Below are 23918 nucleotides of genomic sequence, written 5' to 3'. Positions count from 1 at the left end.
TTTATCCACCCATCTGCCTTGCCTTTTCTATCACCTCTTCAATCCCACCAACCATGTAGAATGCTTGCTCGGGCAAGCTGTCATGTTTCCCTTCAACCACTTCCTTAAATGCCCTAATTGTCTCCTTCAAAGGCACATATTTTCCTTTTGTGCCCGTAAACTGTTCTGCGACAAAGAATGGTTGTGACAGGAATCGCTGCAGCCTTCTGGCCCTCCCCACCAATATCTTGTCCTCTTCTGAAAGTTCTTCCATACCAAGAATTGCAATAAAGTCCTGAAGTTCCTTATAACGCTGCAATATCCTCTGCACCTCACGGGCAACTTCATAATGCTCTTGTCCTACAATTCTCGGATCAAGGATTCTGGACGTTGATCGCAGCGGGTCTACCGCAGGATAGATACCTAACTCTGCTATTTGCCGGGACAGAGATATGGTTGCATCCAGGTGTGGGAAGGTTGTTACCGGTGCAGGATCAGTGAAGTCATCAGCAGGAACATAAACAGCCTGTAATGATGTAATCGAACCCTTCTTGGTCGTAGTAATCCTTTCCTGCAAATCACCCATTTCAGTAGCTAATGTAGGTTGATAACCCACAGCAGAAGGCATACGACCCAAAAGCGCTGATACTTCAGAACCCGCCTGCACAAATCTGAAAATATTATCGATAAACAGAAGAACGTCTTGCCCTTCCGTATCCCTGAAATACTCTGCCATCGTTAAACCAGTTAAGGCAACTCTTAGTCTTGCTCCCGGCGGTTCATTCATCTGACCAAAGACCAGCACAGTTTTATCAATAACCCCGGATTCCTTCATTTCAAGCCAGAGATCATTTCCCTCACGGGTTCTTTCGCCAACTCCGGCAAATGCTGAATAGCCGCCATGCTCTGTAGCAATACTTCTGATGAGTTCCATGATCAACACAGTCTTTCCAACGCCGGCGCCGCCAAACATCCCAATCTTTCCACCGCGTGCAAAAGGTGCAAGGAGGTCAATGACCTTTAAGCCCGTCTCTAATACCGTTGTGACTGTTTCCCTCTCTTCAAAAGAAGGTGATGGACGGTGAATGGAAAGACGGTTCGTGGTTTTTACTTCTCCCAACTTATCAATAGGATCACCCAGCAGATTGAAAACCCTTCCTAATACTTCTTTTCCCACTGGCACACTAATAGGTGCGCCGGCATCGATAGCATCCATTCCTCTCATAAGCCCATCTGTTGATGACATTGCAATACAGCGGGCGGTATCGTTTCCTAAGTGTTGAGCAACTTCAGCAACTACTGAAATATTCTTTTGGGAATCTTTTATATTAACTGCATTCTTTATAGCAGGAAGCGCACCGGGGGAAAACCGCACATCCACAACGGGCCCTATCACCTGCACAATAGTTCCTTTATTCTCTTTACTTTCTTTAACTTTTTTAGCCAAGTTTCTTGCTCCTTCCTTCTTTATTATTTAGTCAAAACTTAATCACAGGGTACAGGAAGAAATATTTTCAATATCTTTATCTTTTTGCAGACAGTTATTCTTCACTGCAAACCTCTCTCCCCATGTTCTCTGCGATGTATAGTATTTCTTTACCGCACAAGGGCCTCAGCGCCAGAGACAACTTCCAGCAATTCCTTAGTGATTGCCGCCTGTCGGGCTTTATTATACGAACTCGTCAATTCATCAATCATTTCACCAGCATTGTCTGTTGCTGCGATCATGGCAACACGTCTGGCAGCATACTCAGATGTCAGCGATTCCAGGATACACTGGTAAAGCCGGGTTTCTACAAATTTCGGGAAAAGATGGCTAATAATCTGCTCTGCAGACGGTTCAAAAATATATTCACCGCCGGTTTGTTTTCCCTTTGATTCGAAGGTTCCCTTTTCTATGGGTAACAATCTCATACTTGTAGAAAAAGATTGCATTACCGTATGAAACTTCGTGAAGAATATGTGCAATTCTCCAAACTCATTTGCCTCGTACCCTTTTATTAACTGAGCCGCTAATGCCTGAACATGTCCATATCCGAGTTTCTCTACACCCTCTGGAATATACTTTTCTATGAGAGAAGCATATCGTCCTTTAGAGAAATGCAGATAACCCTTCTTTCCAATAAGGGTAAGCTTAATCTCCTTGCCTTCTTTTTCCCTGATAAATTTTGCAACTTTCTGAATTATATTATTGTTATAGGCACCGCAAAGCCCTTTATCCGCCGTAATCAAGATGACTTTTATAACGGGAACCGCCTGTTCTTTCTCTGCAAACCAGGGATGAGTACCTTCAAGTGAAGAAACCAGGTGGCTTAGGACGGAATGCATCTTTTCCGTATAGGTACGTGAGGCGAGAACCTTAGACTCAACCTTTTTGAGCCTGCTCGCCGCCACCATTTCCATGGCACGGGTAATCTGCTTGATGCTCGTAATACTTCTGATTCGTTGTTTAATTTCTCTCGTGCTCAGCATTCCCTAGCCCTTTTTTGCAAAGATTTGTTTAAATTCCTTGATAGCGTTCTCTAATTTATTTGCTATCTCCTGGTCAAGCTTCTTCTTCTCTCTAATCTCTATCCCAATAGAAGCGTATTTTTCCTTCATGAACTTCAGGAATTCCTTCTCAAAAACCCTGACCTTATCTACGGCAACATCATCCAGATATCCGTTAATACCGGCAAAGATTGCCATAATCTGCTCTTCTACGGACACTGGCGCATACTGTGGCTGTTTCAACAACTCTACAAGCCTGCTACCCTTGGCCAACTGCGCCTGAGTAAACTTATCCAATTCAGAGCCAAACTGTGCAAATGAAGCTAACTCTCTGTACTGGGCTAAAGTCAACCGCAATGTGCCAGCGACCTTTTTCATTGCAGGAATCTGGGCATTTCCGCCGACCCTGGATACCGAAAGACCTACCGAAATTGCAGGACGTATACCGGCATTAAACAAATCACCTTCCAGATAAATCTGACCATCGGTAATGGAGATAACGTTTGTAGGAATATATGCTGAATAATCACCACCCTGCGTTTCTACAACAGGAAGCGCCGTTAAAGATCCTCCACCAAGTTCACTATTCAGTTTAGCTGCTCTTTCTAACAATCTTGAATGAAGGTTAAAAATATCGCCAGGAAATGCCTCACGACCAGGCGGACGCCTTAATAAGAGGGAAATCTGTCTATAAGCAATCGCATGCTTATAGAGGTCGTCATACATAACCACAGCATGCATACCATTATCCCTGAAGTATTCACCCATTGCGCAACCTGCATACGGTGCAATATATTGGAGCGGGGCAGGATCGGAAGCAGAAGCCACCACAACAATACTTATATCCATCACCTTATTCTCTTCCAACGTCTTAACAACATCTGCAACAGTAGACATCTTTTGGCCAATCGCCACGTAGATGCAATAGACCCCGGATTCACGCTGGTTAATTATTGTATCAATAAGAATTGCTGTTTTACCCGTTTGTCTGTCACCGATAATAAGCTCACGCTGACCCCTGCCGATTGGAATCATGGCATCAATTGCCTTAATGCCGGTTTGTAATGGCTCCTTTACGGGCTGTCTCTCCACTACATTGGGGGAAGGACCTTCGATTGGTCTATATTCATCAACGGCGATAGGTCCCTTTCCATCAATAGGTTGCCCCAGAGCATTTACTACACGGCCTAACAAAGCCTTACCTACAGGTACCTGGACAATTTTCCCGGTAGTCTTTACGATATCACCTTCTTTAATTTTTTCATCAGAACCAAGAAGAATAGCACCAACATTGTCCTCTTCGAGGTTCATGGCAATACCATATACGCTATCGGGAAATTCTAACAGTTCGCTGGATAAGCAATCATCCAGTCCATAAATACGAGCAACCCCATCACCAACTTGCATGACGTGTCCCACATTTTCCAACTTTAATTTTTCTTCATATCCTTCAATCTCTTTTTTGATAATTGAAGTAATATCAGTGGATGCTAATGCCATATCCCCTACTCCTATTGTAAATAAGATCCTTCATTTTGCTCAGAATGACATCTTGCTATTCCATTACCATTCTGAAATAATACCATATGTCAAAAGAACTTTAGTTATCTAAAACCCTTAATCACCAAAATGTATGGCAGGAGAAAACCTCCTGCCACTATTTCATTCATTTCATCAAACTTGAAAATTAATTCAGAACAAGAGATGTGCAATCAAGTCTCATGAGTAATTCTCTCATTAAGAAGACACAAAACCTAAGCTGTGCGTAAAGACAACAGTTTGGTTTTTAGATTTTTTAATCTATTTGCAACACTTCCATCTATCATCTTGTTGCCGATTTGGATTACCATTCCACCGAGAATGTCCGGATTCTGGACAACCTCCAGCTCTACCGTTTTACCCGTAATCTTTTTCAGCTGTTTCTTAAAATCTTCCAACCGATCTCCTGTCAAGGGCGCAACCACCTGTACCGTGGCTTTTACGACCCCCTTCTTTTCAAGAGTAACCTCTTTACACACATCCGGGACAAAATCCAAAATTCCTTCTTTTCTGCGGTCAATCAATAAACACAAGAAGTTCATCATAAGGTCTGAAACCGATTTACCAAATATGTTCCTTATTAACTCCTTCTTGCTGGTTCGTGAAACCGACGGATGAAACAATACTTTCTTAAGGTTGGCATGCTTTAAAACTACGTCACAAACAAGATCCAAATCTTTTTCAATCTGATCAAACAGCCCCTTCTTCGATGCAACCTCTAAAAGGGCATTAATAAATGTAATTGCAACGCTTTTATCTAACACTCAATTCCCCTATTTCTTCAATAAAGTCATCAACAAGTTTTTCTGCCGTCTTTTGACTTATGGATTGCTTGATGATCCTTGAAGAAGCTAAAACAGAAAGAGTTACCACCTGATTTCTGATTTCAGTCAGGGCCTTCTTCCGTTCCTGTTCTATACCTTCCTGTGCCTTTCCCCTGATCAGATCAACCTCTTCCTTGGCACGCTTAACAATCTCTTCACTAATCCGATTCCCTTCGTTGATGGCATCCTGAACCCTTCTTGCAGCCTCTGCTTCCGCTTCAGTAAGTTTTCTCTGATATTCCAGCATCAGTCGCTCAGCCTCTGCCCTGTCCTTTTCGGTTTTTTCATACGTGTTTTTCACCTCGTCAGCTCTGGCCTTAATCATAGCCGAAATCTTACCGAAAAGAAACTTCTTGAGAACAAAAAGCAGTATTAAGAAGCCTACACCCTGGATGATTATGGATTTAAAATTAATACCGAGGGTATTTAAAATATCCAAACCAGTTTCCTCCCAAACTTTTATTTAACGGCATGCTGAATTAATTCGAGAACTGCCTCAGTCTTTGGCAACTTACCAAGGAGCATAAAGGACATCATCAGTGAATAAATCGTTAATGATTCAATAAACGCCAAACCAACAAACATAACCAATTGAATTTTCCCTGCCGTTTCCGGCTGCCTTGCAATGCTCGTAGTTGCACCATATACAGCCATACCCTGTCCGAGAGCACATCCAAAAGCAGCAATCGCAATCAAAGCCACAGACAACGCCAATATTGCAAAATAAATCACGACTTCCTCCTCCTTTTTAAAAAATTAATGATGTTCATCTTCGTGGATGCCAATTGCACCCGCGATGTAAAAACTTGCCAGTAAAGAAAAAATCATTGCCTGAATGGTACTTCCTAATAATGCAAGAAAAACCATTGGCAGATGCATAGGTAAAGGAATAAAGCCCAAAAGAAAGGGAGAAATCCCTATAAATATCGCAATGATTGTATCCTCACCCATAACATTACCAAACAAACGCATCGATAACGAAAGCGGACGTGAAAGCAATTCCTGCATGAGATGCAGGGGAAAAACCAGTGGAGCAAGCCAAATCGGTTTACCCCCCATATGCTTTAGATAACCCACGATACCATTATTTTTAACTCCCTGATAATGAGTAACAAAAAAAACGATGAGTGTTAAAGCAATGGTCGTATTAAAATTACTTGTCGGTGAGTGGAAAAGGGGTATCTGCCCCAGCATGTTCATAGCAAAGATATAGATAAACAACGTCCCAATAAATGGGATAAACGGCCCAGCAGCCCTTCCCATCTGTGATTTGGTAAAATTTTCAAGCCCTTCCACAACAATTTCTAAAAACGACTGAAGCTTACCGGGCACTTTTCGCAATCTTCTTGTAGCAAGGATAGAAAATATTCCCAGGAATATGATTATCGTGGCTGACATAATAATTGGCACCCACTCATGCTTCGTCAAACCGAAAAATTGACTATGGGCATCAACAGGCACAAAGTCAACAAATGATGGCAGTTCGGTTGAACTTTCAGTTTCTCCACCCGCACCGGACACTTTACCTACGCTCCTTTCTCACTCACTTTAATCGACTTGTTCATAAAATTTACCAGCAATTTACTACCAATCTTCATAATAATCACCGCCATAACAATACTCAAACCGGACGCCATAGCAACTATATTGATCTTCAGAAATACACAGGAGAAAAATAATATTCCACCCATGGCAAAATACTTTAAAATACTCACCTTTAAGAAAAATTTTTTAATTTCGCTCCTCCCGTGCCACAACCCTTGCTGCACCGTCCACCAGAGTACCTTACACGAAGCAAGGCTTACAAGGCAGCCTATTGCAATGCTTAAGGTCAACATAAAAGACATATAGGACAGGGAATAAGCAACTACCACCAATGACAAATAGAGGGACATCTTAAACACCCTATCAGGGAAGCCCTCATCAAAGAACAAAGCGGCCATTTTTTCATCTCTTATCATTTTTTTATTTTCTTCCAAAAGCTTCTTTACCAGCTTAAAGAACTCGATGAAACTTCCGGCAATTCCCAGCAAAATGAACGACAGCATGAACCATGGAGATGTACCGAGTTTTTTATCTAAATAACTCCCGATAAAATATCCACCTGCCATAGCGCCTGCCGCGGTGAAACCGAAGCTTCCAATAAGCCCGGCGATATTATACACCTTATTGTCTTTATCCTTTCTGACAAAGACCACCCCTCACCTGCTCATCAAAAAAAATCTTTCAACTGCCTGCTTTATGTGCCAAACAACCTTACCCAGAGCATCAACAATGCTCAAATACAATGAAGAACTTCTGGGTTGACATAATCCCTTAATTAACCGGTCTTCATGCTCTTCCGAGTAGGCATCAATAGTTTGATTGATGCTTCCGTATTTATCAGTAACGTACTTCTTCAGTACCTCGTTCCTGGTCAGGAGAATATCGCCAGCGGTCTTTAATATATCAAGGGTTTCTCTGAAGAGATGAGATATCTCATTCACACCTTTGTCACTGAATAACACCCCTTCACCCACCTTAGTCTTTACATGCTGAAGAATGCCATCCAATCCATTCGTTGCCATTTCAATATGACCCACAACCGCCATCAAGGATTTTATCGACTCGTTGTTCACGCCGGATCTTGCGGCTTTATTGCTGAGGAGACTTATCAATTCGTTCTCTTCGTCGTGAATGGCCTGGCTCATCCTCTTCGCATCATCAAGCAATGCGACCTTATGCTTCATAAAGCCATCCATACAAAGGCTTAAAATCGACTCTGTCTTGGAGCACATTCCACTGATACGTTCCAATATACTTTTTAAGTCACCGCTTATATTTATGTTTGTCATAAATAATACCTCAAAATTTCTTTTCCCCCCTTTCCTTTGGCAAGAGCAAACACAGGAGGGCATTTTTCTTCCCCGCGGGAACCTAATCTCACAAGAATGGTATCTTTAAGAAAAATATTTTTGACAATTTCTGCAAAGATATTGTCACCACTACCATGCAGTGACAAACCTTCAGGTTTGCTTTCCTGCAACAAACGCAAGACTTTGTCGTGAGCTCAGCCGAACGGCTAAAACCTTGCCCTACATTTCTCTTCCGACTCGTTCGGGTCAGGTTTTTTAAAGAACAATTACGTTTTAAAAATCTTTCATTACAGCCTTAAAGGCATCAATGGTTGCATCAATCTCTTTTTCACCATGAACAACCGACACAAAAACTGCCTCAAACTGCGATGGCGCAAAATAGAACCCTCTTTCCAGCATGCCGTGAAAAAACTTTGCATATCGTTTCGTATCACTTTTTTTGGCAGTAGCATAATCCGTAACCGGTTGATCGGTAAAAAAAGTACACAGCATCGAGCCTACACGGGTGTGATAGGCAGGCACCGCTGCATCCTTGCATGCCTTTTCCATACCCGCAGCCAACCGTTGTGATTTTTCTTCCAAAGTTTTATAAATTTGATTGTCTTTCAGTATTTCCAATGTGGCAATACCCGCAGTCATAGCTACGGGATTGCCCGACAAAGTACCCGCCTGATATATTGGCCCCACCGGAGAGATACTATCCATAATCTCCTTCTTACCACCATACGCCCCAACCGGAAGACCTCCGCCAATAATCTTTCCCAGCGTAGTTAAGTCAGGTGTGATATGGTAAAGAGACTGCACACCGCCATGCGCAACCCTGAAACCAGTCATAACCTCATCCAATATCAGCACAATACCATGCTTTTTAGTTATTTCTCTCAACCCTTCAAGATAACCCTTTTTCGGAGGCACAACTCCCATATTCCCGGCAACTGCCTCAACAATGATACAAGCAATGTCTTTTCCCCGGTTTGAACAAACTTCATTTACCGCATCGATATCGTTATAAGGAAGGGAAATCGTATGCTTAACAAAATCTTGCGGAACACCAGGACTGGTGGGTGTCCCTAGCGTTGTGGCGCCAGAGCCTGCCTGTATCAGCAAGCTGTCCACATGCCCATGGTAACAACCCTCAAATTTAACTACTGCGTCCCGCCCAGTAAATCCCCTCGCCAAACGGATGGCGCTCATCGTAGCCTCTGTACCGGAGTTGACCATTCTCACCTTTTCCATAGACGGCATGGCTTCTTTAATAAGCTGGGCAAGTTTTATCTCTAACTCGGTTGGCGCACCATAACTCGTGCCATTGGCTACCGCTTCGTTAATCCTTTTTACCACCCTTGAATCTGCATGCCCTAAAATAAGCGGCCCCCATGAACCCACATAATCCACATACCTGTTGCCATCGACATCGGTCAGATAGCAACCTGACCCTGACTTTATAAAAATTGGGGTGCCACCTACGGCGCCAAAAGCCCTGACGGGACTATTAACCCCGCCCGGTATAAAATTCTGTGCCTCAGCAAACGCTTTTTTTGATTTCTCGATAATTATCTTTGACATAGAAAATCTATTATTATATTTTATGTATCATGCTATAGAAGGTTTTCTTCGAAAACCAAGAAGACGAGCATGATAGCAAATCACAAATTCTTTGTCAATATTTTTGCTTATTTTTATGATAAAAAAAATACGTTTAGGGGTATTGATCTCTGGCGGTGGCAATACCCTTCAAAACTTTATAGACCAAATAGAGGCAGGGAAATTACCTGCCACAATTCAAATCGTAATAAGCAGCAAACCAAACGCCGCTGGCCTTGACCGAGCGAGAAAGCACAACCTTTGCGCAGCAATCATCCCTTATTCGGATTATAATGATATCGAAGCTTTTAGCCACGCCATTACGAACGAATTGGATAAGCATCCTATCGACCTTGTCGTCCTTGCAGGCTTCGTACATTTTTACAAAATTCCCGAACAGTACAAAGGCAGGGTCATGAATATTCATCCGGGACTTATTCCTGCCTTTTGCGGCCACAATTATTACGGCAAAAAGGTGCATGAGGCTGTCATCAACTATGGTGCAAAGGTTTCCGGATGCACGGTACATTTTGCGGATAATGTGTACGACAACGGCCCCGTAATTATCCAGAGGGCTGTTCCCGTCCTCGAAGATGACACGCCAGACACTCTTGCTGCGCGGGTTTTTAAAGAGGAATGCGAGGCATATCCGGAGGCAATACGCCTCTTTGCAGAGGGCAGATTAAAAATCGAGGGCAGAAAGGTGAGGATTCTCAATCCATCGGAAACGTCCTGCCTTTAAATCACGGGAGTGACGTTGGCATTGATTGATGAAAGGAATTTGAAGAAATGGGACGGCCCTTTCTATGGCTGAAAAATATGCGAACAATTGACAAGTTAATGCAGGACGTTAACCCCATAGCTTCTAGGTATTTCTATGTATTCTCATGATAACATCGGACACAATGCAAACGCCGCCAAACTTCTTAATAATCGGCCTTATTGCCTCTACGATCTTGTGCATTTCCTTTTCTTCACAAACAACCATTATGTAACTATTTTTAAATAGTTCGGCGAATTCATACCCAGACCTTACACCCCTATGGCCTTTTCCGACCACATCATTGATAATACTATAACCAGAAACTCCTATCTCATCGAGAAACTTAACGACATGTTCAACTTCAAGAGAATCGATTATTATTTCTACTTTTGATACCGGTTTCATAATCCTTTATCCCCCGAATGCTGGAATCAATTCATTGACCCTCTTTATTAAATAGTAATATAACGGTATTCCTACTATAATATTAAACGGGAACGTAATCGCTAACGCCATGGGAACAAACAAGCTCGGATTTGCCTCGGGAAGCGACAATCTCATAGCAGCAGGAACCGCAATGTATGAAGCGCTTGCACAGAGAATCGAAAGCATAAGGGCATTTTCCGGCTGCAAACCGACAAGTTTCGCTAAAACAATACCAATACAAGCATTAAAAACAGGAATTACTATAGCAAAAGGTGGTAAAAAAAATCCAGCACTTTTTAAATCACCAATTCTCTTTGCTGCCAAAAGTCCCATATCAAGGAGAAAAAAACTGAGCATGCCTTTAAATATATCCTTGGTAAAGGGCTTTAAGGTATCCCATCCCTCTTCGCCTGAAGCTAATCCTATCAATAAGCTACCCGTTATAAGCAGCACAGAACCATTCAGGAAGGCTTCCCGAAACACTGCGGACCAGGAAAATCCATTTTCGTTCTCTTTCTTTGGAGCAAATAGCCTTGCCAGGATAATTCCTATAACAATCGCTGGCGACTCCATAAGCGCTAATGCGGCTACCATGTATCCTCCAGGCTCGAGGCCTAAAGTCTGAAGAAAGGTTACAGCCGTGATATATGTCACCGCGCTTATAGAACCATAGGTAGCGGCAATTGCTGCGGCATTATAAACATCTAATTTAATTCTTAAGATAAAGAAGGCATAAATTGGCACAATTACCGCCATACCCATGGCCGCGGATAGGGCAAATACAACTTCCTGAGTAAGCCCGGTCTTACGCAATTCAACCCCACCATGAAATCCTATGGCAAGCAATAGGTAAAGGGAAAAGAGCTTGGGGAGAGGGTCGGGGATCTTCAGGTCTGATTTGCAGAATGACGCGATCATTCCAAGAAAGAAGAAGAGAACGGGAGGGTGTGCCAGATTATTTATAATAAGATCAATGTCCATTTTTTCCTTGTTTCAAAATATTTTAAATTTTCATACAATTATTTTGTTACTCATAATTGTACCTGTGTGAAATAAAAGAGCATGGGAATTGAATCTCCCATTAGCCGTAAAATTATATCACAAATTCCATTCCAAAAAATATTTGTTGTCTTACAATATGACCTTATTCTTTTGGTAACAGATATTTAGCCACAATATGAAGTAATTAGCCTGTGTTGTGGTATTACTATTGCTAATGTAAAAATTTCATATTTGAAATTTATTTTACAATATCGTTTTAGTATAACAATACATTAGAAAGACAAATATAAATTTAAACAACTTGAGCACCTGCCAAAAATTCATGGACTATAAATTTTACAGTGGTAATAATATACAGTTTTTCAGGATAAACATTTTTCCCTTTTAAACCAATGTACACTTACAGCAAAGAACTATTACCGAACGGATTGCGTGTAATTTACCTGGAAATACCCCATATCCACTCCGTTGTTATGTCTGCTTATATCGGCGTGGGGTCCAGATATGAAGAAGAAAAGAACCTTGGCATATCACATTTCCTTGAACATATGCTTTTTCGCGGAACGAAGCTTTTCAAAAATTCCTTCGAATTATTCCAGGCCATAGACAATATCGGTGGGGATATTGATGCTTACACATCGCCGGAATATTCCGCAGTGATTATCCAGGTACACAACAAACATATCGAAAGGGGCATAAACATCCTTGGAGACATCATTTTCGGGCAAAATTTCAGATCGGACGATATCGAGATAGAAAGACGTATCATCCAGGAGGAGATGAGGCAGTTCGTTGATGTAAAAGGAGACTATGTATGCATTGACGATATGTCATTTTCATTGATGTGGAAGGAAGGCTCAGCAGAGGCGCCCTTATTCGGAGATGAAAAAACCATCGCGGCCTTACGTGCCAAAGACCTGAATATCCATTATAAAAAATTCTTTGCTCCGGAGAACATCGTTCTCTGTATCAGTGGAAAATTCGAGAAAGATATGGTTGCTCACTATGTCAACGAACTATTCGGAAATGCGCAGGGAAAGTTCTTCGGGCAGAAACCACCTCTGAAAACTACACAAACAGAGCCAAGATGCCTCTTCAAAAAATCTCCATCTCAAACTGTCAGTTTTAAACTCTGCCATAAGGCATATCCGTATAAACACGAAAAAGCCATTATCATGCTTCTCATTGCAGATGTCCTGGGAGGGGGAATCAGTTCCAGATTATCATTGAATGTACGAGAGAGATTGGGGCTGGTCTATGATATCACAAGCTACCCCACCATGTTTTCCGACGTTGGTTCTATTGACATCTATACATCGACAAAAAGGGAAAATTTTGAAAAAACAACTAAGGCCGTTATGGATGAGGTACGCAAACTTTACCGTGAAGGAATCACGGAACAGGAGCTGAACCAGACAGAGGAACGGGTATTCAGCCAGACACAACTCATCATGGACAGCCCACTCGCCATGGCTAACTGGTTTGGCATTGAGGAGCTTCTGATTACCCCGGAAACACCCGATACACCGGAAAAACAGGCACAGAAAATCCACAATATCAAATTGGAAGATGTGCACAGAACTATTGCAGAAATTTTTATACCCGAAAAACGCAATTTTATTGTTGTTGGCACCTATAGTTGGTTAAACAAAAAGCATACGATTGCGATGCTTAAATAGTCTGTTCATATCACATCGTACTGCCAACCCATATATTTCCTCTTATTTTCCTTGAAAATTTCGTATGATTCCTTTAACCTGATGAATAAGAAATTCAGTATAATTTATTCCGTTAGAAAGGTTTTTTACCATGAAAAGTTATATCGTTATCTTCTTGGGTTTTCTTCTTTTAGCTCCTGTGCTAAGTTGCAATAAGCACGACACCACGTATCCCAATGCCGGAATCATTTATAATTCCACCGGCATCAACGATGAAATACATAAAACTGCCCCAGGTTCTCAAAAAACCGACACCCAGCAGATCACCGATAAATTAAAATCCATGAACAACGATGACCTGTTCCAATTTGCGTTGACGTGCGGCAATCAAGGAAACTATTCAGAGGCCATGACTGCATTTCATACACTATTAGAAAAAGAGAAAAATTATCCCGGTCTCTATTATTATCAAGGCTTGTTATACCGGGATATGGGTCTGCTGGATGAAGCTATCTGCGCCTTTCAGACGGCCATTAACCAAAACCCAAATTCGGCAGAAGCCTACTATAATCTAGGCTATGCCTATCGATGCAAGGGATTACACAGTGAGGCCATTCCTGAGTACCGAAAGTCTCTGGAGCTTCTCCCTGAAAATAAAACCAAGCAAAAGGCCTCTGTTCATTACAACCTGGGATTTTCCTACTTCTCTAATGGGCTGATCGATGATGCAATCAGCGAATTCAATAAGGCGCTGGCCTGCAAACCCAAAGACAGGGAAATCCACCAAAAGCTTGGTATTGCTTATACAGCAAAGGGTTGGACGGATAAAGCCAAAGATGAATTTTCGCTTTATCATACGGATGATAAACCAGCAAAGAAAATCCCGTAAAATACCTGATAACTCACCGCAAAAAGTGCAAAGAACGCAAAGTTTTAAATCAGTTGTAATTTGATTGTGTAGGAATTTCAAACTTTTGTGAGTTGATCACGAAAAATATTGGAGAACACCATGAAAGATCTGAAAAACAGACTCGACTTACTGGAATTGGACTTAAAAAAATTGGAAAAGAAGATTAAGGAAGACGGCCCCTGCGGCACGCCGGAAGATTGGCATCATGTTTTACAAAGGGTAAGAAAGATTGAGGAATTTGCCGTTTCACAACTAGCCGTTAGAAAATATCTGGAAGAGCATAAATGACTGTATGCAAATGCCTCACTAAAGTATTTGGGATGAGGATTTCATATACACATGCAGCTAAAAAATGGGGCAAAAATAGCAGTTATTGGCGGTGGTCCTGCCGGGAGTTTTTTTGCACATTTCGCCTTGACATATGCAAGGCAGTTAGGCATTGAGGTTTCGGTAACAATCTTCGAGAAAAAAGATTTTGCCAGGAAAGGTGCCCCCGGTTGTAACATGAGTGCGGGTGTGCTTTCCGAGGCGCTCCTCAGGAAACTTCCGGAACATAACATCCACCTTCCCCCCTCATGTATCCAGCAAGAAATAGAAGGGTATTTCCTCCAGGTACCTGAATATGGCATACCTTTACACTATCCCCACAAGACCAGGATTGTTACGGTATTTCGTGGCAGCGGGCCCAGGTTCGCCGATCGCGACGTGAGTGAAAGTTTTGATTATTTTCTCTTAGAACACGCTAAAGAAATGGGAGCCCAGGTTATTCTCGATCCTGTAACAAATATTCAAATACCCAAAAATCCAAAAGACTCAATAAAACTTACCTATGGAAAAGAAGCTTCAAAAACCGAATATACAGCCGACCTCGTCGTAGGCGCCTTTGGGGTCAACTCAGACACCCTTTATGAATTACAGAAATTAGGTTTTGGCTATATCCCCCCGAAAACCGTTCAAACCTGTATCATGGATATTTACCCTACAAGAGCGGTAAATAATGCATTGTATGGAAACAATATCTACGTGTTCTCCTTGGGCTTAAAATTTATACGATTCGCCTCATTTATCCCCAAAGGAGATTTTTTGACCATATGCCTTGTGGGAACCAAAGAGATGAACAAGACCCTGCTAAATGAGTTTTTAAACCAACCGAAAATACAGGAGATGCTCCCGAAAGGCTGGGATGATGTAAAGAAACGATGCATCTGTTTCCCGAAGATACCGGTTAATCATGCCAGACATCCGTACACAAACAGGTTTGTTATTATCGGGGATGCCGGGATATCCCGTACCTATAAAAACGGTATAGATTCTGCATTTACCACGGCACAACTGGCTGCAAAGACCGCATTTGAAAAGGGTGTGACGGAGAAGGATTTTGAAAAAGGATATTTCAATCCAGCAAAAATACTCTTGGGCAGAGACAATGTCTATGGAAGCGTAATCCTCACTGCAAATGATATCATATCCGGAGAGAAACACCTCGTATCAAGTCATATAAAATACATGTTTGAACATCCGGATACTTGGGAAACCAAACGGATGAATGAGGTATTATGGAATTCGGTAACCGGGAATGCCCCTTATAAAGATATCTTTTTCAAGAGTGTACACCCAAGGCTCTTAATAAACCTGTTTCTTGTTACAGCGCGTTCACTGCTACGAAAGAATGAATAATAACACCTCATACATTCAAAGGAATAAGATGTTAATCGAACTAAAAGATAACCTGAAAGGATTTTTAGGCAATCGTTTAGAGAGAATGGTCCTTTTTGGATCAAGGGCAAGGGGAGATTATGAAGACGAGTCCGACATCGATATTGCGATCATAGTCCATGGACTGACAAGGGAACTCAAGAATCAAATCCTTGATGCCGTGGCTGAAATAGAACTCAAATATCTCCAACCAATATCCGCTATAGTACTTTCAAAGGAAGAGTTTGACCGTCTTAAAGGGCAAGAAAGACGTATTGCGCTTGATATCGAAAGAGAGGGGATACCGCTGTGATAGAAAAAAATAAAAGAATAAACATCCATGAAGAAATTGAACGGGCAGCCAAAGCACTGGATGCTGCTAATCTTCTTCACGATAATGGTTTTTTCAATGACGCCGTTTCCAGACTATACTATTTTCTTCTTCACAGCATCAAGGCATTGCTTTTAACAAAAGGACTCGAACCCAAGAGCCACGAAGGGGCGCTCCGGCTTTTTAGTCTTCATTTTGTAAAGGAGGGCATTTTTGAGCCAAAGGCTTCACACATATTTTCAAAACTCATGAAATACCGGGAAGAGGCTGACTATAATCCATCATACGTATTTACCAGGGATGATTTTTTTGAATTTAAAAGGGAGGCAGGTGAAATGTCTGATAAAATACGGAAATTTTTCAGCATTGTCCGGTTAGAAATTTGCGTAAAACAAAAGACAATAAATTTTTTAAGAAAGAGGTATTTTTTGCTTGACTTTTTGAAATAGTCAATGATGGCAAAATTTTTATAACACTTTAACTATAAAGGAGTTATAAAAATGCCATATACCATTGATCCGTTTTGCAAACAGCAAAAAATTCCCACGTTTCATGAACTGTTTAGTCCTGTACAGAATATTTTTCATTCGGTGCCACCTCTTGAATCAAAAGGAAACAGGCCGTTGCAGATGAATTTCGAACAACAACTCAAAGCACTTATTTATTACCATCTCCAAGAACATTCCTCAGGCAGAGATCTCCTTCAGGAACTCCAAGAGGATGATTTTGCCAGAACCGAAATAGCGCCTCCCGACGGTATCAAAAAGAGCAGCTTTTTCGAGGCCATCAACCACAGAGGCATCGAGCAACTCCTCTTTATTTTCACGAAACTTCAAGCCGATGCCACAAAGGTGCTCCCCCAGGAATATGAACATCTGGGGGAACTCGTCAGTATTGATGGTTCATTCATTGACGCAGTCCTTTCCATGCATTGGGCAGATTACCGAAAGGGGGCAAAAAAAGCAAAAGCCCACCTTGGTTTTAATCTTAACCATTCTATTCCATCAAAAATTTACCTTACCGATGGTAAAGGTGACGAACGCCCTTTCGTAAACAAAATACTCTCCCCTGGTCAGACGGGAATCATGGACCGTTATTATCAGTGCCATAAAGACTTTGACCTATGGCAGACAGAAGGAAAGCATTTTGTCTGCCGTATCAAAGAGAATACAAATAAATCCGTTATAAAAACCAATCCTCTCAAGCCAGGGAGCATAGTCTTTTATGATGCCCTTGTCCTGCTTGGAACACCCCAGGTGAATCAGACAGAAAAACCTGTTCGCCTTATCGGGTATTGGATAGACGCTAAAGAGTATTGGGTTGCAACTGACCGCCATGACCTTACTGCTGAAGATATCGCTTCTCTTTACAAGCTTCGCTGGAATATTGAAATATTCTTTGGTTGGTGGAAGCGCCACCTCAAGGTCTATCATCTTATCGCACGATCACAGCACGGATTAATGGTTCAAATACTTGCAGGGTTAATTACCTATCTTCTACTTGCTATTTACTGTCACAATAATTTCAAAGAAAAAGTTTCTATCAAAAGAGTCAGAGAGTTGAGAATCAAAATAAATAATGAAGCCAGAAACTTAAACTTTTCTCCTTTTGGCAACTACAATTTCAAAGAACATGCTAAAAATTATGACCACGCAAAAACTTAACCGGACAATGCTGGAAATTTTTAAAGGAAAATGGCTATCTATGAAGGAATAAAAATTGCAAGTGTTAAATAACAGAAGTGATTTATCCAAGTGCAGGGCAATGCCTGCCAAAATAAATCTTTGCCAAGACCATTTCGACCCGATAGCCATTATTACGAGGACATGTCTTTTATGCAGAACCCTCCCTATTGCCCGGTTTTTGGTAGGCGGTGCCTACCCTACATAACTACATAACCATAGTGGATCACAGAATTACAGCACGCACCTGATCCAGTAATTTAGGGGCATATATTTTATTTTCTTTTTGAATAAAATAATAAATCTGTTACATTTTATTGCCAAGTCTTTATTAATTTTATTATATGACTAAAATAGGCGTATAATACCTCACAAGTAAGGGTATTATATGTGCTCATAGCCGTATATTAAGACGGCCGTTAGTAACGGCTAATTAATGTTGGAATTAATTTGTAATGAGCAGAATCGATGAAAACGGTTTCCTCGAAGGCAGCATCTGTAACTGGATTGCAGATCATAAGAATCGGCACGCTACGGTGTTTACAACTATCCGCAAGCTAAACCGGGAATGCCATCGATTTCTGAGCGGCCGGGCTGTTGACGTTACGAGCGAATTGCACACAACCACAGCTGTGCTGTTTGCGCGCCTGATGGAGTTGTTCCAAGGAATGTTTATCGCCGTTGAACACGGTATGATGTCGGTCAGTAGCGTTGTGTTCCGAGCCTATCTCGAAGCCTATTTCTGCCTTATGGCCATTCACAAGGACCCCACATTCCTCAAGGAATACTTAGACCAGCTTCACATCTCTCGAAAGGGGTTGGTCAATCGTATACGTAATTCAAGCAGCTCAAGTCTTGATGCACTTCGAGAAACGCTGGATGATACCCTCGCTCGGGACATCAGTGAAACGATAAAAGAGCAGAATATCAAGCCGCTAAAGATTGAGGATGTTGCACGCCGGGCTGATTGTCACGATGTCTACGCGACCGCATACGCGATCTTGAGTGGTGCAGTCCATACAACAGCCTGGGATTTGGAATCCTACCTCGACTACGATGAAACAAAAAAAGCAATCCAAGGGTTCAAGTATGGCCCTTCAGACGCCAATTCGGCGAAATTTCTCTGTCTTGCTGGCATGGTTATGGCTGAAGCTCTCAAAACAATCTCGTCTATTTTTAACGAGGATCGGGCTCAATTATGTGCAGGGTTCACGAGTCAATTCCAGGCTGCTCTGGGGGAGATGCCTGCATAGAAAAGATGATCCAGGTTGCGTTGGAGTAAGAATTTCTTTCCTATCCATTGCTCCTGACTACGGCGTGCAGGGCTTTAGCTTTCAGCCGCGCCTGATGCCCGACGTTACGACTGATTGATATCGTTGAATTGCGAATTGGGAACTTATTTTTTTAATTTAAAAGTCGGTTTTGCGTGAAGCAGAGTTTCACTAACAACCTGGCTTCCAAGCCGGACTGGGAACAAGGTAGGACACAAAAAATTCAAAGAAATTCACCAAAAACCTGATCGAAAAACAGCTTTCATGGTTATCATAATTCAACAGATGATAGATCAAAACCATTAATGCCGGAGGAAATAAGATTATGAGAAACGCATCTTTTAGTCTTACATGCGGCAAGTTTAACACCTTTGGATACATGACAGTTCTTTTGCTCACAATGTCTTTCTCGAAAACCCTTTTTGCTGGACAGATGGGTGCAGACAAACCATCACAGGCAGAGGTTATTCAAAAGACCAAAAAACTCCAGATACCTTTCATAGCCAATATGGGACAGACCGATGAAAGAGTGGAGTTTTATGCCAACACATTTGGTGGAACAGTTTTTGTAACGAAAGACGGGGAGATCGTCTATTCATTACCGGGAAGGGACGAAGGGCAAGAAACAAGATTCTGTGGTCTGAGATCAGGAGTCAGGAAAACGGGTTATGGACCTCAAGTAAATGGTAACGTCATCCAACCTAAATCCAAAATTTTCGACTTGTTCTTAATTTCATGTTTTGATCCGATACCCAAAATTGTTTCTCAAAATGCTGATTACACATTTTCGCAATCTAAAATCCAGACTCCGAAATCTGAAATAAGAGGACTTGCCCTTAAAGAAACACTCATCGGCGGCAAGGTCAACAAAATCAAAGGCGAAGGAAAGGCCATAACGAAGGTAAACTATTTCAAAAGGAAAGACGCATCAAGGTGGAAGACCAATATCTCAACATATGAGGTGATAAATCTTGGTGAGGTTTATAAGGGAATAGACTTAAAATTGAGGGCTTATGGGAATAACGTAGAAAAACTCTTTTATGTGAAGCCAGGAGCAAGCCCTGATCAGATAAAGATCAGTCTGAGTGGCATAAATTCCTCCAACCCCCTTTCTCTAAAGGGAGACACAGGGGGATTAAAGGTAAACGAAGACGGAGAACTTGTGGTAGAAACAGAGCTTGGGCCTGTAAAATTTACAAAACCTGTGGCTTATCAGGAGATTGATGGAAAGAGGGTGGATGTGGCTGTTGAATATCGAATTCAGCATACAGAAGCAAACCTCTCAAACCCGAAATCCGAAGTCCAAAATCCGCAATCAGAATACGGTTTCAAGGTAGCCTCCTACGACAAAACAAAGGAACTCATCATCGACCCCCTCCTTGCATCTACATATTTAGGTGAGTCTCAATGGGATAGTGTTCATTCTATAGCCATTGACTCGGATGGGAATATTTATGTAACTGGTTCAACTGCGTCATTAAACTTTCCAATAACTCTAGGTGTTTATGATACTTCTTTTAACGGTACGGGTGATGTTTTTATATCAAAGTTAAACTGGAATTTAACAAGCATCCTTGCATCTACATTTTTGGGTGGTTCTCGATCGGATAGTGCTTCTTCTATCACCATTGATTCCAGCGGGGATATCTATGTGGCTGGTTACACATGGTCATCAGATTTCCCGACAACCCCCGGCACTTATGATAGTTCTTACAATAATAGCGGTTATTACGACATCTTTGTATCAAAACTTAAAGGCGATTTAAGCAGCCTGCTTGCATCTACCTATTTGGGAGGTTCTGCCTATAATTATGGCAATGCCATAGCGATAGATCCAAGTGGAAATGTCTATGTGACTGGCGGAACTTTATCATCGGATTTTCCAATATCTACAGATGCCTATGATACTTCTTTTGATGGCGGTAGTGATATTTTTATATCGAAATTTAATAGCGGTTTAACAACTCTGCTTGCATCCACATATTTGGGGGGATCGTCCAATGAGTCTGCTTATTCTATGACCATAGATTTAGATGGGAATATATATGTAGCTGGTGATACTCAGTCATCAGACTTTCCAACATCTACGACCGCTTATGATACTTCTTTCAATGGCAGTAATGATGTTTTTATAGCAAAGCTAAGCAGAGATTTAACAAGATTGCTTGCATCTACTTATCTAGGAAGTTCTTCAGGTGATACTGCTCATTCTATAACAATGACGTCAGGGAAAAGTAACAACGTCTATGTAACAGGTTTAGCAGGGTCAGCAGATTTTCCAATAACTACGGATACTTATGATACTTCTTTTAACGGTAATGGTGATGTCTTTGTATCGAGACTAAGTGATGATTTAACAACCCTGCTTGCATCCACATTTTTAGGCGGTTCTTCAAGTGATTATGCCAATGCTATAGCCATAGATTCAAGTGGAAATGTCTATGTGACTGGTTTAACTGAGTCATCAAATTTTCCAACGACCCTTGATGCTTCCTTTGGCGCTTATGATATTTTTTTTAATGGTAGTGCAGATGCTTTTGTATCAAAGTTTAGCGGAAATTTGGCAAACCTCATTGCATCCACATTTTTGGGCGGATACAGCGAGGAACAGAGTTTTGCCATAGCTATGAATTCAGGTGATAATGTTTATGTGACTGGTTCGACAGCTTCAATGAACTTTCCAACAACAATAGATGCTTATGATACTTCTCATAGTTATGAGGGTCTTGATGCATTTATATCATTTTTTGATAGTAATCTTTCTGCCTCACCACCCAATGTTATAACGGGGTTTGCTTCAAATGTAACATATGATTCTGCTTTATTGAATGGGACAGTTAATGCTAATGGACTGGCAGCAACATCATGGTATGAATACGGCACTACTAGTGGATCATATAGTAGTACTTCATCTACACAAACGGTCAGTGGATTGAGTGATACATCTGTAAGTATCAATATAAGTGGATTGTCTGCTCTAACCATTTATTATTACAGGATAGTTGCTCAGAGCAGTACAGGAATCACGTATGGAAGCGAAAACAACTTTAAAACAGCTATATTACCCACACCGACTCCGTCGCCAACACCTTGTGAGGTTGCAAATATCGTGACATCTCCAAAGACGCTGAAACTCGGGAGGGAAGAAACCGGTAAAATAACAGTGTTAGTAACATGTGCTGACGGTTCACCAGTTGTTAATACAGTAACCGCCACGGTTAAGTCAGGTAAGAAGCGTATATCGGTTACACCGTTAAGTCAAGATACAGACACAAACGGTGAAGCCGTGTTTACGATTACAGCCACACAGAAAGCTGGTAAGACAAAGGTCGAATTTGAATCTGCTGGCTTGAAGACGATAGTGACCGTGAAGGTTAAAAATAAATAATTTTTCTGTTCAAAAAATACCTCTTCGTTGGTTCGAGCTTGCATATTTATAGATCAAAACATTTCGGTTCAGACTTCAAGCCTAAACCAGCATGAAATGGAACGGTCCTTGGTATGCATACTTCAACGTTAGTCATTTCATACTTTTAAAACTAAGGGTAAATTATGAAAGTCTCAATACAAGATGAGCAACAGACCGAATTATCCATTGTACAGCGTAATCTCCAAAATGAGCGTATAGATACGATTGAAGCCAGGTAGGGTAGGCACCGCCTACCAAAAATTGAGCAATCGGGGTGGGTTCTGCATGATGGATTGTACCGAAATAGATTGATTATGGCGGGCAATGCCCGCCCTACATAAAATTGTGCGAATGGAAAATGGGCACATATGCCAAATTATCGAAGGATACGAATACTGGGTATAACCTATTTCTTTACGGTTGTCACTTACAAGCAAGGTTAGGGTAGGCAGCTATCTTATTATCTTATCTGATTACGTACTTCTTAATAAAACAAATAATAATTCATTTTTTTATGAGAAATAGATTTATTTTTCTTTCTTATTGTTTGTTAATTATTTGTGGGACCTTATGTTTGAAGTTGGTATCTGCACAGGAAACGCCGATACTTTCAGCAACGACAACTGTAACACCGACACCACAACCGCCGACGGTAACAACTGGGGAGGCATCACTGGCAGGTGACAATTCGGTAATTCTGGAAAGTATTGTCAATGCCCATGGGTTGTTGACAACTGCATGGTTTGATTATGGTACAAGCAGTGGTTCTTATAATAATAAATCAAGCACACAAACGGTAACCGGAACGACTGATACACAGGTAAGCATCAATATAGGGAAGTTGTTGGAAGAAACTATTTATTATTACAGGATTGCTGCACAGAATAGCGCAGGAACATCATATGGAGATGAAAAATATTTTGGTTTGATACCATCTACACCGACAGTGACACCAACTCCCCGATGCAAAGCCGAAGAGATAACTGCATCTCCATATGTACTACGGCTTAAGAAAGAAGAAAGCGATGAGGTAACAGTGACAGTAACTTGCTCTGATGGTACCCCGGTTGTTGGTGAAACGGTAACGGCTACGGTTAAGGCTGGTAAGAGGCGTATATCGGTGACACCGCTAAGTCAAGATACGGATGCAAATGGTGAGGCTATATTTACGATTACAGCTACGCAGAAGACAGGTAATGCAAAGGTCAAATTTAAGACAGATGGTGGTTTGAAGACAAGAGTGACCGTGAAGGTTAAAAATAAATAAAATATTAACCAATCCTCAGTAGGAATCCTTCACACATGAGTTGCAATTGCGAATAACCAGGCCACATTGACTGATGCCCAGTAGACAGACACCGGAGGCCTGGATGAAGCGAAAAATGCAAAGCGCAAAGTTCACTTTGCATTTTTCATTTGAAGAACAAATATTATTTTCAATATAATCATCTTGAAGAAATGTTTCAACGCGTAGCGTCATAAATGGCCGATCGCCAATCT

23 protein-coding genes are annotated in these 23918 nt (G+C 41.4%); 11 read left to right on the top strand and 12 right to left on the bottom strand.

Going from position 1 to position 23918, the window contains the following annotated elements; genetic code table 11:
• Position 1: 1 nt before the first annotated feature.
• The 10 genes from atpD to hemL all read right to left on the bottom strand — a co-directional run bounded on the left by atpD (position 2) and on the right by hemL (position 9253).
• On the bottom strand, positions 2–1426 hold the full coding sequence (gene atpD, locus BROSI_RS12185; RefSeq protein WP_052564070.1) for a F0F1 ATP synthase subunit beta: 1425 nt from the start codon (positions 1424–1426) through the stop codon (positions 2–4).
• Positions 1427–1575: 149 nt separating this feature from the next.
• A complete protein-coding gene (gene atpG, locus BROSI_RS12180) occupies positions 1576–2451 on the bottom strand; it encodes an ATP synthase F1 subunit gamma (protein ID WP_052564069.1) in 876 nt (291 codons plus the stop codon).
• Between the two features lie 3 nt (positions 2452–2454).
• The gene (atpA, locus tag BROSI_RS12175) at positions 2455–3969 is read right to left on the bottom strand and encodes a F0F1 ATP synthase subunit alpha (RefSeq protein ID WP_052564068.1); all 1515 of its coding nucleotides are present in this window, start codon (positions 3967–3969) and stop codon (positions 2455–2457) included.
• A gap of 254 nt (positions 3970–4223) precedes the next feature.
• On the bottom strand, positions 4224–4772 hold the full coding sequence (atpH, locus tag BROSI_RS12170; protein ID WP_052564067.1) for an ATP synthase F1 subunit delta: 549 nt from the start codon (positions 4770–4772) through the stop codon (positions 4224–4226).
• Entirely contained in the window at positions 4762–5271 is a 510-nt protein-coding gene (gene atpF, locus BROSI_RS12165; protein ID WP_052564066.1) for a F0F1 ATP synthase subunit B, read from the bottom strand. The genes atpH and atpF overlap by 11 nt, the downstream gene beginning before the upstream one ends.
• 20 nt (positions 5272–5291) lie before the next feature.
• Positions 5292–5564, bottom strand: a complete 273-nt coding sequence (atpE, locus tag BROSI_RS12160) for an ATP synthase F0 subunit C (protein WP_052564065.1) — start codon at positions 5562–5564, stop codon at positions 5292–5294.
• A 24-nt stretch (positions 5565–5588) separates the two neighbouring features.
• Entirely contained in the window at positions 5589–6353 is a 765-nt protein-coding gene (gene atpB / locus BROSI_RS12155; protein ID WP_052564064.1) for a F0F1 ATP synthase subunit A, read from the bottom strand.
• 5 nt (positions 6354–6358) lie between these two features.
• Positions 6359–7030, bottom strand: a complete 672-nt coding sequence (locus tag BROSI_RS12150; protein WP_052564063.1) for an AtpZ/AtpI family protein — start codon at positions 7028–7030, stop codon at positions 6359–6361.
• A 3-nt stretch (positions 7031–7033) separates the two neighbouring features.
• Complete coding sequence (locus BROSI_RS12145; RefSeq protein WP_052564062.1) at positions 7034–7666, bottom strand: Na/Pi cotransporter family protein; 633 nt, start codon at positions 7664–7666, stop codon at positions 7034–7036.
• A 294-nt stretch (positions 7667–7960) separates the two neighbouring features.
• Positions 7961–9253: a glutamate-1-semialdehyde 2,1-aminomutase gene (gene hemL, locus BROSI_RS12135; RefSeq protein WP_052564060.1), complete on the bottom strand. Its 1293-nt coding sequence runs from the start codon at positions 9251–9253 to the stop codon at positions 7961–7963.
• 115 nt (positions 9254–9368) lie between these two features.
• Between hemL and purN the strand changes: the two genes are divergently transcribed.
• On the top strand, positions 9369–10013 hold the full coding sequence (purN, locus tag BROSI_RS12130) for a phosphoribosylglycinamide formyltransferase (RefSeq protein WP_052565812.1): 645 nt from the start codon (positions 9369–9371) through the stop codon (positions 10011–10013).
• A 123-nt stretch (positions 10014–10136) separates the two neighbouring features.
• On the opposite strand, the gene BROSI_RS12125 is transcribed toward purN, so the two are convergent.
• The gene (locus BROSI_RS12125; protein WP_052564059.1) at positions 10137–10439 is read right to left on the bottom strand and encodes a P-II family nitrogen regulator; all 303 of its coding nucleotides are present in this window, start codon (positions 10437–10439) and stop codon (positions 10137–10139) included.
• Between the two features lie 6 nt (positions 10440–10445).
• Positions 10446–11441: a sodium-dependent bicarbonate transport family permease gene (locus tag BROSI_RS12120; RefSeq protein ID WP_052564058.1), complete on the bottom strand. Its 996-nt coding sequence runs from the start codon at positions 11439–11441 to the stop codon at positions 10446–10448.
• A 413-nt stretch (positions 11442–11854) separates the two neighbouring features.
• Here BROSI_RS12120 and BROSI_RS12115 point away from each other — a divergent pair, with 413 nt between their 5' ends.
• From BROSI_RS12115 to BROSI_RS12070, 10 genes are all read left to right on the top strand, one after another.
• Complete coding sequence (locus BROSI_RS12115) at positions 11855–13141, top strand: M16 family metallopeptidase (RefSeq protein ID WP_052564057.1); 1287 nt, start codon at positions 11855–11857, stop codon at positions 13139–13141.
• Positions 13142–13271: 130 nt separating this feature from the next.
• Positions 13272–14009 carry a tetratricopeptide repeat protein gene (locus BROSI_RS12110; RefSeq protein WP_052564056.1) on the top strand — a complete coding sequence of 246 codons (738 nt, stop codon included), beginning with the start codon at positions 13272–13274 and terminating at the stop codon, positions 14007–14009.
• 120 nt (positions 14010–14129) lie between these two features.
• A complete protein-coding gene (locus tag BROSI_RS12105) occupies positions 14130–14318 on the top strand; it encodes a hypothetical protein (RefSeq protein WP_052564055.1) in 189 nt (62 codons plus the stop codon).
• A 51-nt stretch (positions 14319–14369) separates the two neighbouring features.
• Positions 14370–15707: an NAD(P)/FAD-dependent oxidoreductase gene (locus BROSI_RS12100; RefSeq protein ID WP_052564054.1), complete on the top strand. Its 1338-nt coding sequence runs from the start codon at positions 14370–14372 to the stop codon at positions 15705–15707.
• A gap of 28 nt (positions 15708–15735) precedes the next feature.
• Positions 15736–16038, top strand: coding sequence for a nucleotidyltransferase domain-containing protein (locus tag BROSI_RS12095; RefSeq protein ID WP_200891740.1), 303 nt, complete (start codon positions 15736–15738; stop codon positions 16036–16038).
• On the top strand, positions 16035–16505 hold the full coding sequence (locus tag BROSI_RS12090; RefSeq protein ID WP_082059195.1) for a HEPN domain-containing protein: 471 nt from the start codon (positions 16035–16037) through the stop codon (positions 16503–16505). Before BROSI_RS12095 ends, BROSI_RS12090 begins: the two co-directional genes overlap by 4 nt.
• A gap of 63 nt (positions 16506–16568) precedes the next feature.
• Complete coding sequence (locus tag BROSI_RS12085) at positions 16569–17720, top strand: IS4 family transposase (protein ID WP_420886074.1); 1152 nt, start codon at positions 16569–16571, stop codon at positions 17718–17720.
• 473 nt (positions 17721–18193) lie between these two features.
• Complete coding sequence (locus BROSI_RS12080; RefSeq protein ID WP_052564052.1) at positions 18194–18991, top strand: DUF5677 domain-containing protein; 798 nt, start codon at positions 18194–18196, stop codon at positions 18989–18991.
• Between the two features lie 343 nt (positions 18992–19334).
• Positions 19335–22397 (top strand): SBBP repeat-containing protein, encoded by a 3063-nt coding sequence (locus BROSI_RS12075; protein ID WP_052564051.1) that lies wholly within the window; start codon positions 19335–19337, stop codon positions 22395–22397.
• A gap of 595 nt (positions 22398–22992) precedes the next feature.
• Positions 22993–23685 (top strand): Ig-like domain-containing protein, encoded by a 693-nt coding sequence (locus tag BROSI_RS12070; RefSeq protein WP_052564050.1) that lies wholly within the window; start codon positions 22993–22995, stop codon positions 23683–23685.
• The last annotated feature ends 233 nt before the right edge of the window (positions 23686–23918 follow it).

This window comes from Candidatus Brocadia sinica JPN1 (assembly GCF_000949635.1).
Classification (GTDB): Bacteria; Planctomycetota; Brocadiia; order Brocadiales; family Brocadiaceae; genus Brocadia; species Brocadia sinica.
Note: the sequence above shows the minus strand (reverse complement) of the source record. Positions and strands in the feature narration are given on the sequence as shown.

Excerpts from the sequence above, each read along its gene's own strand:
- BROSI_RS12100 (WP_052564054.1), top strand. The coding sequence starts at position 14,370 with ATGCAGCTAAAAAATGGGGCAAAAATAGCAGTTATTGGCGGTGGTCCT.
- BROSI_RS12075 (WP_052564051.1), top strand. The coding sequence starts at position 19,335 with ATGAGAAACGCATCTTTTAGTCTTACATGCGGCAAGTTTAACACCTTT.
- BROSI_RS12105 (WP_052564055.1), top strand. The coding sequence starts at position 14,130 with ATGAAAGATCTGAAAAACAGACTCGACTTACTGGAATTGGACTTAAAA.
- BROSI_RS12080 (WP_052564052.1), top strand. The coding sequence starts at position 18,194 with ATGAGCAGAATCGATGAAAACGGTTTCCTCGAAGGCAGCATCTGTAAC.
- atpG (WP_052564069.1), bottom strand. The coding sequence starts at position 2,451 with ATGCTGAGCACGAGAGAAATTAAACAACGAATCAGAAGTATTACGAGC.
- BROSI_RS12145 (WP_052564062.1), bottom strand. The coding sequence starts at position 7,666 with ATGACAAACATAAATATAAGCGGTGACTTAAAAAGTATATTGGAACGT.
- hemL (WP_052564060.1), bottom strand. The coding sequence starts at position 9,253 with ATGTCAAAGATAATTATCGAGAAATCAAAAAAAGCGTTTGCTGAGGCA.
- BROSI_RS12095 (WP_200891740.1), top strand. The coding sequence starts at position 15,736 with ATGTTAATCGAACTAAAAGATAACCTGAAAGGATTTTTAGGCAATCGT.
- BROSI_RS12115 (WP_052564057.1), top strand. The coding sequence starts at position 11,855 with ATGTACACTTACAGCAAAGAACTATTACCGAACGGATTGCGTGTAATT.
- BROSI_RS12110 (WP_052564056.1), top strand. The coding sequence starts at position 13,272 with ATGAAAAGTTATATCGTTATCTTCTTGGGTTTTCTTCTTTTAGCTCCT.
- purN (WP_052565812.1), top strand. The coding sequence starts at position 9,369 with ATGATAAAAAAAATACGTTTAGGGGTATTGATCTCTGGCGGTGGCAAT.
- atpA (WP_052564068.1), bottom strand. The coding sequence starts at position 3,969 with ATGGCATTAGCATCCACTGATATTACTTCAATTATCAAAAAAGAGATT.
- BROSI_RS12125 (WP_052564059.1), bottom strand. The coding sequence starts at position 10,439 with ATGAAACCGGTATCAAAAGTAGAAATAATAATCGATTCTCTTGAAGTT.
- BROSI_RS12120 (WP_052564058.1), bottom strand. The coding sequence starts at position 11,441 with ATGGACATTGATCTTATTATAAATAATCTGGCACACCCTCCCGTTCTC.